This window comes from Agromyces sp. NPDC029043, assembly GCF_055564615.1.
This window is the reverse complement of sequence record NZ_JBVHVX010000002.1, coordinates 310,564-322,867: the sequence shown is the minus strand read 5'-3', so window position 1 is coordinate 322,867 and position 12,304 is coordinate 310,564. Positions and strand designations below refer to the sequence as shown.

At 70.7% G+C, this 12,304-nt stretch carries 8 protein-coding genes; 6 read left to right on the top strand and 2 right to left on the bottom strand.

Translation table 11 applies throughout. The features are described 5' to 3' along the window. From ACZ4TW_RS05170 to ACZ4TW_RS05155, 4 genes are read left to right on the top strand one after another with little or no spacing between them, the layout of a single operon-like run. Positions 1-1,110 carry a DUF917 domain-containing protein gene (locus ACZ4TW_RS05170; protein ID WP_465540830.1) on the top strand — a complete coding sequence of 370 codons (1,110 nt, stop codon included), beginning with the start codon at positions 1-3 and terminating at the stop codon, positions 1,108-1,110. Further along, the gene (locus ACZ4TW_RS05165; RefSeq protein WP_465540828.1) at positions 1,107-2,219 is read left to right on the top strand and encodes a DUF917 domain-containing protein; all 1,113 of its coding nucleotides are present in this window, start codon (positions 1,107-1,109) and stop codon (positions 2,217-2,219) included. The genes ACZ4TW_RS05170 and ACZ4TW_RS05165 overlap by 4 nt, the downstream gene beginning before the upstream one ends. Positions 2,220-2,228: 9 nt before the next feature. Then, complete coding sequence (locus ACZ4TW_RS05160; protein ID WP_465540826.1) at positions 2,229-3,266, top strand: S-methyl thiohydantoin desulfurase domain-containing protein; 1,038 nt, start codon at positions 2,229-2,231, stop codon at positions 3,264-3,266. Next, positions 3,263-4,777: a PucR family transcriptional regulator gene (locus ACZ4TW_RS05155; RefSeq protein ID WP_465540824.1), complete on the top strand. Its 1,515-nt coding sequence runs from the start codon at positions 3,263-3,265 to the stop codon at positions 4,775-4,777. Before ACZ4TW_RS05160 ends, ACZ4TW_RS05155 begins: the two co-directional genes overlap by 4 nt. Before the next feature lie 125 nt (positions 4,778-4,902). Here ACZ4TW_RS05155 and ACZ4TW_RS05150 read toward each other — a convergent pair whose 3' ends face one another. After that, positions 4,903-8,709 (bottom strand): rhamnogalacturonan lyase family protein, encoded by a 3,807-nt coding sequence (locus ACZ4TW_RS05150; protein ID WP_465540822.1) that lies wholly within the window; start codon positions 8,707-8,709, stop codon positions 4,903-4,905. 472 nt (positions 8,710-9,181) lie between these two features. Here ACZ4TW_RS05150 and ACZ4TW_RS05145 point away from each other — a divergent pair, with 472 nt between their 5' ends. Beyond that, on the top strand, positions 9,182-9,508 hold the full coding sequence (locus tag ACZ4TW_RS05145; RefSeq protein ID WP_465540820.1) for a hypothetical protein: 327 nt from the start codon (positions 9,182-9,184) through the stop codon (positions 9,506-9,508). After that, entirely contained in the window at positions 9,508-11,022 is a 1,515-nt protein-coding gene (locus tag ACZ4TW_RS05140; RefSeq protein ID WP_465540818.1) for a M14 family zinc carboxypeptidase, read from the top strand. Before ACZ4TW_RS05145 ends, ACZ4TW_RS05140 begins: the two co-directional genes overlap by 1 nt. 71 nt (positions 11,023-11,093) lie before the next feature. Here ACZ4TW_RS05140 and ACZ4TW_RS05135 read toward each other — a convergent pair whose 3' ends face one another. Then, entirely contained in the window at positions 11,094-12,173 is a 1,080-nt protein-coding gene (locus ACZ4TW_RS05135) for an NAD-dependent epimerase/dehydratase family protein (protein WP_465540816.1), read from the bottom strand. Between the last annotated feature and the right edge of the window lie 131 nt (positions 12,174-12,304).

Here is a 12,304-nt window from a genome sequence, read left to right as displayed (position 1 = left end):
ATGAGCTGGACGATCACGCCCGAACACATCCACGACCTCGCACGCGGTGCGGCGGTCCTCGGCACCGGCGGAGGCGGCGACCCCTACATCGGCGCGCTGCTCGCCGCCCAGGCGATCGCCGAGCACGGCGACGTGACCGTGGTCACCCTGGACGAGGTGCCGGCCGACGCGGTCGTGCTCACCGTCGCGATGATGGGCGCGCCGACCGTCATGGTCGAGAAGCTGCCGAGCCTCGACGAGGTGACGGCACCGGTGCACGCCCTCGGCACCCACCTCGGCCGGCCGGTGACGCACGTCGCCTGCGCCGAGGTCGGGGGCGTGAACTCGACGATCCCGATCGCCGCGGCCGCGGCGCTGGGGTTGCCGCTCATCGACGCGGACGGCATGGGCCGCGCCTTCCCCGAGCTCCAGATGGTGCTGCCCACGCTCTACGGCATCACGGCCTCGCCGCTCGCGTTCAGCGATGAGAAGGGCAACGTCGGCGTGCTGCAGACGGTCGATAACAGCTGGACCGAGCGCATCGCCCGGGTGGCGTGCGTCGAAATGGGCTGCTCGGTCATGATCTCGGGGTTCCCCATGACGGGAGACCAGGCGCGCGCCGCACTGGTGCCCGGGTCGCTCGCCCAGTGCATCGAGATCGGGCGCGGCATCACCGCCGCGCGTGCCGAGAAGGCCGACCCGGTGGAGCGCACGGTCGCCCTGCTCAACGGACGCGAGCTCTTCGCCGGCAAGGTCGTCGACGTCGAGCGGGGCACGACGGCTGGCTTCGCGCGCGGCCGGGCCCGAATCGATGGGGCGGATGCCGCGGCGACACCATCCGCGATGACCCTGTCGTTCCAGAACGAGCACCTGATCGCCGAGGTCGACGGCCGCACGCTCGTGACGACGCCCGACCTGATCATCGTGCTCGAGCACGACTCGGGCGAGCCGATCACGACCGAGGCGCTCCGCTACGGCCAGCGCGTGCGGGTGATCAGCGCGCCGAGCGATGCGCGTTGGCATTCCCCGGAGGCCCTCGCCATGGTCGGGCCGGCCTACTTCGGGTACGACCGGCCGGCACATCGTTTCGACGGCACCGTCGAGACGCCCCTCGAGGAGGCTGCAGCATGAGTTGGCAACTGACGGCGGCCGATCTGCCCGATCTCGCTCGCGGAGCGACCCTGCTCGGCACGGGCGGCGGCGGCGACCCCTACATCGGCAAGATGCTCGTCGAGCGTGTGCTCGGCGACGGATCGATCACGATCCTCGATCCCGACGAGCTGGCCGACGACCTCTTCGTCATCCCCACGGCGCAGATGGGGGCACCGACCGTCATGATCGAGAAGATCCCCGCCGGAACCGAGCCCACGCTGGCGCTGCGCATCCTCGAAGACCACCTCGGCAGGCGAGCGGATGCCACGATGCCCATCGAGTGCGGCGGAATCAACTCGATGATCCCCCTCATCGTCGCCGTGGAGACCGGCCTGCCGGTCGTCGACGCCGACGGCATGGGTCGCGCGTTCCCCGAGCTCTCCATGGAGACCTTCGCGGTGTACGGCGTGCACGGCTCGCCGCTCGCCCTCGCGGGCGAACGCGGCGAGCGCGTCATCATCGACACCGGTGACGACGACCGGCAGATGGAGTGGCTGGCTCGGGCCATCACGATCCGGCTCGGCGGCGTCGGCCACATCGCCGAGTACGCCATGACGGGCGCCGACGTGCGGCGCACGGCGGTGCCGCGCACGATCTCCATGGCCCTGGCACTCGGCCGCAGCATCCGTCTCGCTCGTGAACAGCACCGCTCGCCGTTCGAGGCGATCGCCGAGACGCTGGCGCCGACGCTGTACTCGCACGTCCGCGAGCTGTTCGTCGGCAAGGTGACCGACGTCGAGCGGCGCACGACCGACGGGTTCGCGAAGGGCCGCGCCGTGATCTCGCCCCTCGATCCCGCCGATGGGGGAACGTTCGAGATCTCGTTCCAGAACGAGAACCTCATCGCGCGCCGTGACGGCGGCGTGGTCGCGATTGTGCCCGACCTCATCTGCGTCGTCGATCACGAGTCGGCCGAACCCATCACGACGGAGGGGCTGCGCTATGGGCAGCGGGTGCGGGTGCTGGGCATCTCGACCCCGGAGATGATGCGCACGCCGGCAGCGCTCGCCGCGTTCGGCCCGGGGGCCTTCGGGCTCTCCGAGCCCTTCGTTCCGGTCGAAGGTTCGGTGGAGGTCGCCCGAGTCTAGGCTTCAGGCATGGCGAGAACCCTCGAGCTGGCGCAGTTGCCCGCGCTCGCACGCGGGTTCTCGCTGCTCGGCTCCGGCGGCGGTGGAAGCACCACCATGCTCGAGCTGCTGCTCGCGGATGCCTCGGCCTGGCCGATCGCGATCCACGACGTGCACGAGCTCGATCCCTCGCTGCCGTGCCTCGGTGGCGCGTTCGTCGGTTCGACGATGCTGCTCGGCGAGCGCCTGATCTCCGAGGCTCCGTTCGACGAGCTCATCGCCGCGGCGGAACGCTGGCTCGGCCGGCAGGCGCCCGTCGTCTGCTCGCTCGAGGGCGGCGGGATGAACGGCCTCGCCCCGATGGTCGTGGCCAATGAGCGGATGATCGTCGACGCCGACTTCTCCGGCCGAGCGGTTCCCGGCCTCGACCAGATGTCGCTGCTCGTCGACCGAGTGCCCGGCGTGATCGCGACCTGCGACACCGGCGCGGGCGGCGTGATGCTCGTCGACGCCAGGCGGCCGATCGACATCGAGACCCTGATCCGGTCGGCCACCGTCCAGGCGGGCGGCGTCGGCGGCATGGTGTTCGCCGGGTTCACGGTCGGCGACCTGGTCGAGCACGCCGTGCACGGCAGCACCGATCGCGGGCTCCGCCTCGGCGAGGCGTACCTGGCGGCGCGCTCCGCTCCCCTGCCCGAGCTGGCCGCCGCGCTCGGGGGTCGTGTACTCGGTCAGGGCCGCATCACCGGGATAAAGGCCGACTCCCGCGATCCGCACGTGAACACCGTCGACGTCGATGGGATGCACGGCGAGGTGCACCGCGTGGTCACCCGCTCCGAGACCCTCGCCTTCATGACCGACGGCCGGCTCGAGGCATCCGCGCCCTCGATCATCGTGACGCTCGACGCGGTCTCGCGCGACATCCTCGAGGTCACCGACCTGAACATGTCGCGCAACGTCGCCGTGATCGAACTGCCCGCACCCGGCTGGTGGTCGGACGCTCCGGAGCGCCTGCGCCACGTCGTGCCCTCTGTCTACGGTCTCGCCGGACTCGACGGTGCGACATGACCGAGCGACTCCGCCTCGGCGCCCTTCTCGCGCATCCGGCGAATGGCGGCCTGCGCGTGATTGCCGGGCCGTCCGACGCGGAATGGAGTGAGGTCGCCATCGAGGTGACCGAGGCCGAGCTGCCCGACGAGGGCGGTGACCGCCTCGCCATCCTCACCGCGCCACCGCCCGACGCGCCTTGGCAGCAGGATGCCCTCGTGCGCCGTACCCGCGACCGCGGCTACCACGCGCTCGCCCTGCCGAACGCCGACGGATTCGGCGCGGGCACGCGCGCGCTGGCCGACCGTCTCGGGATCACCCTCCTGCATACCGACCGGCCGATGGTGCTCGCGAAAGCGTGCTGGCACCTACTCGAGGCGCGCGACGCCCTCAGCCTCGAGTACGTGCGGAAGGTCGCCCAGTCGATCGAGTACCACGCGGAGGGCCTGCGCGACCTGCTGCGCAACCTGTCGGCGAACGTCGGCCACGGCATCGCGCTCGTGGATTCGGAGGGCGTGCTCATCGAGGCGGGGGGTCACCTCGATGCGGCCGTGCACGCCGCGGTCGACTTCGCCCCGTGGGTCGACATCGCCCACACCGACGACGGCGGCACCCTCGCATCGGTGCGAGTCGACAGCCCGAGCCGGGAGGGCCTGCGCCTCGGGTTCTTCGGCGAGCGCCTCGGCGACGCGCAGGTCAGCGCGCTCGCGGTGGCCGCGGAGGTGGCGATGCCGGCCGTCGCCGCGCGCATCCTGATCGACGAGGTCGCCGACGTGAACGACGCTGCGGTGTCGTCGGGCGTGCTGCGCGATTTCGTCGATCTGCGCGGGACGCCTGATGCCGAGGTCGAGCGTCGCATGCTCGAGCGGGGCTGGCGTACTACCGGGTACCACCTCGGGTTCCGCATCATCGGGCGCTCACGTCTCGACGCGCTGCAGCTGCTGCGCTTCGTGAGCGGCCGGCTCGGCGACGTCGCGGCCGACTCGCACGCGACGACGAGCGGCCGGGGCGTCAGCGGCTGGCTGACGTTCGTCGAGCCGCCGACCCCGACGCAGATCGAAGCGCTCATCTCGGCCCTGCGCGATCTTCACGTCGCGTGTCGTCGCTCGTTCAACGTGGCCACCGGCGTCGGGTCGCTCGAGAGCGGTTCGACGGGTCTGTACTCGACGTTGAACGAGGCGACGGATGCCGCGCGCATCGCCATGGGTCGCTCCGCGACAGGCTGGTTCGTGCGGGTCGACGGGCTCGGGCTCGAGCAGCTGCTCCTGGCGTGGACCGACAACGACACGTTCGTGCCGGCGGCGCAGTCGCTGCTCGCGCCCCTGCGGGAGGGCGGCGGCGAGCTATTGACGACCCTCGCCGCCTACCTCGATCACGAGTCGGGCATCGCGACGACCGCCGCCGCGCTCGGCCTGCACCGCAACACCGTCTCGACCCGCATCCAGCGGGTGCAGGAGCTCCTCGGGGTCGACATGGACGACCCGGAGGCGCGGCTGGCGCTGCACCTCGCCTGCCGGGCAGTGCAGCACTGACGGAGGCCGCCGCTCTCGGCTGGGCGGTTCGCGGGCTGGGGAATGCCGGCGACGACCGAGGCGCCTGCCGCCCCCACGACGAGGGGCCGGAGGCATCCGCCCCCGACCCCTCGTGCAGCTCGACGCTACTTCACCGTCACCCTGAGCGGCTTCGAGGCAGTCTCGCCGTTCGCGTTCGCGAACACGGCGACGAGCGTGTGGTCGCCGGGCGCGACATCCCTTAGCTTCACCGACGCCGACTGCGCGTTCGGCGTGTTGGCCTCGAGCGAGCCCGACCCGACGACCGCGCCGTCGAGCTCGATCCGCCACGACGTGGCGTTCGTGCCCCACCACAGGTTCGCCGTCGCGGTGAACGAGCCGGCGAACTTGCGCTGGTCGGTGCTCACGACGGGCGTGCCGGGCGCGGCATCCGTCACCTTCACGGTCGTCGGCGTCGTCGCCGTCGTGCCCAGCGCATTGATGAGCTCGCCGGTGTAGACGTACGTGCCGTTCGGCTTACCCGCGAAGGTCACGCCGGTGCTTTGCGACAGTCCGCCGGTGTCACCCAGGACCCGGGTCTCGACGAGGGTGCCGTTCTCGTAGAGCCGGAAGATGCTGCCCGGCGTGCCGTGCCACAGGTTCATGACCACGTCGTAGTCGCCGTCGTGCAGGCCGTGCTCCCACCCGCTCGTGTTCGAGAGCGAGCCCTCGCCGGGCGCCGAGGTGGCACCCGTGTCGGGCACGACGAGCAGCGTCGACGTCGCCGTCGAGACCAGCCCGGCGTGGTTCGTCGCCCTCACCTCGACCACGACCTCGCCGGCGAGGCCGAGCGCAGCCAGGTCGACGGCCGCGTCGGGCGCCACCGTCTCGTCGCCGATCGTCACGGTCACCGAGCGGATGCCGCTCTCGGCATCGTCGGCCGACACCGCCAGCTGCAGCGGCTCGCTGTCCACGACCGTGCCCGACGGCAGGCCCGACAGGATCGGTGCCGACTCGTCGGCCGCGGGTGCGCCCGAGTACGCGATCGACGGCACGGGCGGCTCCGTCATCCCCTCGCCGAGGAAGTACGACGGGTGCGGCGGCTGGTTGTACGACGTGTTCTGCCACGCGATCGCCTGACGGTACTGCGAATCGTGCATCAGCGTCGGGATGCGGTGCTCCGTGACATCCGTCGTCGTGTAGATCCGCAGCGCGTCGTTCGACGCGTGGCGCACGACGAGCTCCTCGCGCCAGTCGCCGAACAGGTCGGCCTGGAGCATCGGGTTGCCCTTGGTGGTGTTGTTCGTCGACATGCCGTCGGCGCGCAGCAGCTCGACCTCGGTGTTCGTCGACGGGTCCCACTTCGAGATGGTCGGCACGCCGGTCGACGTCGTCTCGGAGTACTCGTGGTCGGTGATCTCACGGGTGAGGTCGCCGTCCCACCAGGTGACGAAGTTCGCCGCCGGGATGTCGGTCGAGAGCAGCTCGCCGTCGGCCGTGCTCAGCGTGCCGACGGGTGAGTTCCACGCGGCGTCGCCGCCGACGTTCCACGCCTCCGAGCCCGCGTGGTTCGGGTCGATGTCGGATGCCACGCCGCGGCCGGTGTCGCGGTTGCCCGGGTTCGACCAGACGACCTCGCCGGTCTCGGCGTCGCGCATCGACGCGATGACGCCGCCGTTGCCGTTCGGCGTCTCGTGCACGGCGAACACCTCGAGGCCGGGACGGTCGACGATGTGGTCGGTCACGTGCATCGCGTCGCCGTGGCCGAGCCGCGTGGTGTAGAGCGGCGTGCCGTCGTCGTCGATCGTCATCGAGCCGAACACGATCTCGTCGAGGCCGTCGCGGTCGACGTCGGCGGGGGTGAGCTGGTGGTTGCCCTGTCCCTCGTACGCCGAGCCGTAGCCCGGGTCGGCCGAGTCGAAGACCCAGCGCTGCTCGAGCTGCCCGTCGCGGAAGTCCCACGTCGCGATCACCGTGCGGGTGTAGTAGCCGCGCGAGAAGACGAGGCTGGGGCGCTCGCCGTCGAGGTAGGCGGTGCCGGCGAGGAACCGGTCGACGCGATTGCCGTACGTGTCGCCCCATGCGCCGACGTTGCCGCGGCCGGGCACGTAGTCCACGGTGTCGAGGGCCGCGCCGGTCGCGCCGTCGAAGACGGTGAGGTACTCGTGCCCGCTGAGGATGTACCCGCCCGAGTTGCGGTAGTCGGCGGCCGGGTCACCGATCACCGTGCCCGTGCCATCCACCGTGCCGTCGGCGGTCTTGAAGGACACCTCGGCCTTGCCGTCGCCGTCGAGGTCGTACACCTGGAACTGCGTGTAGTGCGCCCCGGCCCTGATGTTCTTGCCCAGGTCCATGCGCCACAGCTTCGTGCCGTCGAGCTCGATCGCGTCGAGGTAGACGTTGCCGGTGTAGCCCGACCGCGAGTTGTCCTGCGCGTTCGAGGGGTACCACTGGAACACGAGCTCGTACTCGCCGTCGCCGTCGAGGTCGCCGACGCTCGCGTCGCCGGGTGAGTACGTGTACGCCTGCCCGATCGGCGTGGTGCCGCCGGCCGGCCGGTCGAGCGGGACGTCGAGGAACTGCTCGCTCCACACGCCGAAGTGCTCGGCGACGGTGACCTCGCGGTCGCCCTGGACGGCGGTCACGAGGTAGGTGGAGTCGGCCGTGCCGTCGGCGTCGACGAGGTTCGTCGCACCCGTGATCGGCTGGCCGGTGACCTTCTCACCGTCGCGGTAGACGTGGAACGCGAGGTCGCGCGGGTCGAGCCCGAGCAGGCGCCAACCGAGGTAGACGCCTTCGCCGTCGCCGAGGTTGACAGCGACGGGCGCACGGTCGAGGTACTCGGCCTGGCGCACGAGCGTCGTCGCGACCTCGGTGGCGTGGATGGCGGAGGTCTCGGACGCGCCGCCCGCGTTCAGCGCGACGACCCGATACAGGTACGGGCGCGTCGTGAGTACGTCGTCGTCGGTGAACGTCGGCTCGGCGACGGTCGCGACCTGCTCGAACGGGATGTCGTCGCGGGTCGAGCGGTACACCTTCCACTGCACCGCGTCACCCGGGTCGTCCCAGCCCAGCGTGATGCTGTTCCGGTCGATCGCCGTCGTCGTGATGCCGGTCGGGATCGCGGGCTTCGCGACATCCGGGTCGACGACGGATGCCTCGATCGGCTCGCCCGGCTTCGACACGCGCTCGCCCTTGAGAGTGGCGACGGCGTACTCGTACATCTCGCCCAGGCCGACGGTCGTGTCGGTGAAGGTGATGGTCGCCTGTCCGCTCACCCGGGCCAGCTCGGTGGGCTCGCCGTCGGGTGCCGCTCGGTAGACCGCGTACCCCGTGGCATCCGCCACCGGCTGCCATTCGAGCGTGACCGAGAGGTCGCCCTCAGTATCGATGGCAGAGGCCGCGAGCCCGGCGGGCGAGGCCAGCGGCGCCTGCACGCGCACGCCGTTCACGCGCCCGTCGCCGCCGGTCACGCGGACGTTGAGCTGCCCGTCGGCGACCTGGATCGCCGGGAAGTACTGTTCGTGGACGATGCCCGTGCTCGTCCGCGGACCCGCGAACGCGGTGCCCTCGACGTCGAAGCTCGTGGCATTGCCCGCGATGAGGTCGCCGGCCCACGTCGTGACCTCGTACGTGCCGTTCGGCACGTCGACGGCGAACGCCTGGGTGTTGCTGATGGTGAAGTCGCGCCGGAGCAGGTCGTCGCCGCCGCGGTCGCGGAAGCCGTTGGATGCGGGCGCGGTGGTGAAGCCGTAGCCCCTCGTCGCGTCGTAGGCGGTGCCGGGATGCACTCCGATGAAGCCGTCGGCGACCGGCGTGGTGTGGCCGCCGAAGTCGAAGCTGTAGTCCACCTCGCCTTCGACAGCGGCTGCTGGGGTTGCGGTGGCGGTCAGGGCGGCGCCGACGACGAGCGCCGCGCCGGTCACCCCCGCCAGGAATGGCCGCACACGGCCACGTCGGACGTTCGGGTCCACTTGATCTCCCTCGATCAGGTTCGTGGTGGGATGTCGCGCGCCGTGCTCGCGCGTATCGCTAAGGAAAGCGATTTCCAGGTGAATCGTGTCAATCCTCTTCGCTCCTCGGGTGGCATGTCAAGATCGGCTCGTTTCGCCCTGCCCGGTGTGTGACGTCGATACGCGCCGCCCCGTCCTCCGTCGACGTTCGCTGGCGAAGGGTGAGGCGCGTCACGAGTCGGATCCACTCTTCGAGTACCGAGCATGTGAGCTTCGACACGCTGACGTGCGATTCGCTCGCGCCGTGCAGGTCGAAATCGTGATGTCCCAACCGCCCCACGTGGACCCGCCACACTCGATCGCTGGCGCTCCATGCACCTACGTTGCGGGGCGGCGGCCGAAGGAGTAGCTTCCGGCGCAGAGGGTTCTGGGGGGAGCCCGTTCGGCGTGCTCGCGAGGCGGCCGGACGAGCCGTGGATTCGAGGGGGATCCCATGGCCAAGCGTTCCAATGATGCCGACGCGCTCGGCAAGCCGGAGGGCGAGCGTTTCGAGGCGACCGTGCATCCGGGCGAACAGGAGGTCGCGCTCGCGCGAGTGTCCGACCTCGACCTGGACCGCATTCCCGATCCGCAGGGTGGCGTCCGGGTCATCGTCAACGCCGAGGACCTGGCCGAGCTCGTGCGGCGCGGGTACGAGGTGCGGGTCTATCGCACCATCCCGGTCCAACCGCTGGACCCCGGGCTGGTCCAGTCGGACGAGGAGGCGATGCGCTGGCTGGAGGATCGCGTCGCCGGGATCCCGCGAGAGGAGCCGCGCTGATGTACCGGACCGTGGCGCAACTCGACTCGCAGATGCAGTTCCTCGCGACGTCGTATCCCGGCTTCTTCACGCGGATCGAGCTCCCTGAGCCATCCGTACAGGGCCGCCCTGTCTTCGCCCTGCGGCTTCGTGCCGGCGGGGGACCTGAGCGCCGCGGCGTGCTGCTCGTCGGCGGCACCCACGCCCGCGAGCTCATGAATCCCGACGCGATCATCGAACTGGCGGTCGACGTCTTCGTCAGCTACTCGACGAATCGAGACCTCGTCTACGGCGGCAAGACGTGGCCCGCGGCCGACATCAAGCTGATCCTCGAGGCGCTCGACATCTGGATGGTTCCCTTTGCGAATCCCGATGGCCGCGTCCACGTCATGGGGGTCGACGACATGTGGCGGAAGAACCGTGCCACGAACGCCGGCACCGCGTGCATGGGCGTGGATCTCAATCGGAACGCCGATTTCCTCTGGGGCGTGACCGAGGGCTCCACCTCGTGTTCGCCGTGCGCCGAGACCTTCGTGGGGCCGAACGCATTCAGCGAGCCCGAGACACGCAACGTCAAGCACCTCATCGACACGCACCGGATCGCGACGTTCGCCGACGTCCACTCGTTCTCCGAACTCATCCTCTGGCCGTGGGGGCATGCGCCGACGCAGACGACGGATCCGAAGAAGCGCTTCACGACGCTGCCGACACCGAAGTGCAAGGACCTCCAGGTGGAGGGATATCAGGAGTACCTCCCGCCTCGCGATCTCCAGCGGTTCCAGACGGTCGGCGGACGCATCCGCGACGCGATCGCGGCCGTGCGCGGGCGCGTGTACACGAGCCAGCCCGGCGTGGCGCTGTACCCGACCACCGGCACCTGGGGCGACTACGTCTACAGCCGCCACATTGCGAGCTCAGCCTTGGGCAAGACGTACGGATTCACCTTCGAGACCGGACCGATGGCCGCGACACCCGAGGAGTCGTTCCATCCGACCGACCCGCGGCCCATCATCCGCGACGCGAAGTCGGGCATGGTCGCACTGCTGCAGCAGAGCATCTGCGCCATCGAACTCATCGGCATCCAGTTCTTCCGCGGCCAGACCGAGGTGAATGCGCTCCAGAAGGTGCGGGACAAGCTGCTGTCGACGACCGATGCCGGGCGGGAGTGGATCGCGCTCTTCGAGCGCATCGAGGCGCCGGCACTCGTCGCCCTGCTCGGCGACCGCGAGCTGCTCGGACAGACGGCCGACCTCGTGAAGCGCGCGTCGGCGCTGACGAAGGACGACTCCACGAAGCTGACGGACGACGAGGTCGACGCCGGACTGAAGGTCGCGCGCGGACTGCGCTCGCGGGTGCAGGACCCTGAACTCCGGAAGGACCTCCGCGCGATCGAGACGCATCTCGGGTCGATGCGCGGGATGAGCATGTCGAAGGCGGTGGAACGGCTCATGACGGTCTCGCCTCGTGAGAAGGTGCCCGAGGGCGCCGGGTCCGGACGATCCGTGGCGAAGGGGAGGGCGAAGAGCAGGAGCTGAGGGGCCACCGAGACCCGCAACCTGTGCCTGCGGCCCGATTGCCGGTTCCGGCCGCGGGAGCGACCCGCACCTCAGTGCGAGAGGGGCGGCGATGCCGGAAGCCGTTCGCCCTCGCCGAGGGCGTCGAGCAGCTCGCGAAGCGCCCCCGTCGAGCTGTGGCGGGGCTCCCATCCGAGCACCGAGCGCGCGCGCTCGGTCGACATCACCGGCACGTTGGTGGCGATGTCGATCCAACCGGGATCGGACGCCTGGAGCCGCAGGCTCCAGGTGACCCAGGCGAGCGCGCGGACCACGGCCCGCCGGATGGGGATCACCTTCCGCGCGCCGAAGACCGCGCCGAGCGCCTCGGGATCGAGCACCGGCTCGCCGGCGACGTTGAACGCCCCACCGGCGCGTCGGCTGAGGACGCGCGCGAACGCGTCGGCGAGGTCGTCGGCGTGCACGGCCTGCGAGACCACCTGCACCGGGACGGCCAGGATCGGCAGGCGTACCCGTCCGAGCCACCGGGTCGGGAGGTGCTGACCCAGGAAGAGCCGGGCGATCTCGCTCGCCGCGGCGGGCTGGAACACCAGACCCGGTCGCGCGCGGGTGAGCAGGATGTGCGGATGCCGCGACTCGAACTCGTCCATCGCCCGCTCGTTCAGCGCCTTGTGGCGGCTGTAGTGCGACGTGTGCAACCCGCCGGTCGGCCAGTCCTCGTCGACGCGCGACCCTTTCGGTCCGCGGCTGTAGGCGCCCACCGACGACGCCACGACGACGTGCCGCACCCCCGCGGCCGCCGCGGCGGCCAACAGGTTGCGCTGGCCGACGACGTTCGTGGCCCACAGGATGCGCTCCCGGTGGTTCGGCTGCAGCAGCCACGCGAGGTGCACGACCGCGTCGGCACCGTCGAGGATCGCCCTGAGCCGGTCGACGGCGTCGGGTGCCGCGACATCCGCTCGGTGCCATTCGACCCCCGAGTACGGCGCGACCGTCGCGTCGGGAAGGCGGCGCGCGACACCCACGAGTTGGTGCGGGCCGGCGGTGCCGCCGCGGTTCTCGGGCCGGCCTGGATCCTCGGCTTCGACGCCGCCGCCGTGGCCGTCCGCCTGGAGTCGCCGCAGGATGGCGGTGCCGATGTTGCCCGTCGCTCCGACGATGACGATGCGCATGGGTGCCTCCGCTCGCGTCGAGTGCACGCTACGTCAGGAGACGCCGGCGTTCGCGGGGTTGACGAGGCGGCGCTCGGGGCTCCGATCCGCGCCTGACCGACGCGCATGGCGTCATGCCGGCGCGACCGTCG

Excerpts from the sequence above, each read along its gene's own strand:
- ACZ4TW_RS05170 (WP_465540830.1), top strand. The coding sequence starts at position 1 with ATGAGCTGGACGATCACGCCCGAACACATCCACGACCTCGCACGCGGT.
- ACZ4TW_RS05155 (WP_465540824.1), top strand. The coding sequence starts at position 3,263 with ATGACCGAGCGACTCCGCCTCGGCGCCCTTCTCGCGCATCCGGCGAAT.
- ACZ4TW_RS05160 (WP_465540826.1), top strand. The coding sequence starts at position 2,229 with ATGGCGAGAACCCTCGAGCTGGCGCAGTTGCCCGCGCTCGCACGCGGG.
- ACZ4TW_RS05165 (WP_465540828.1), top strand. The coding sequence starts at position 1,107 with ATGAGTTGGCAACTGACGGCGGCCGATCTGCCCGATCTCGCTCGCGGA.
- ACZ4TW_RS05140 (WP_465540818.1), top strand. The coding sequence starts at position 9,508 with ATGTACCGGACCGTGGCGCAACTCGACTCGCAGATGCAGTTCCTCGCG.
- ACZ4TW_RS05135 (WP_465540816.1), bottom strand. The coding sequence starts at position 12,173 with ATGCGCATCGTCATCGTCGGAGCGACGGGCAACATCGGCACCGCCATC.
- ACZ4TW_RS05145 (WP_465540820.1), top strand. The coding sequence starts at position 9,182 with ATGGCCAAGCGTTCCAATGATGCCGACGCGCTCGGCAAGCCGGAGGGC.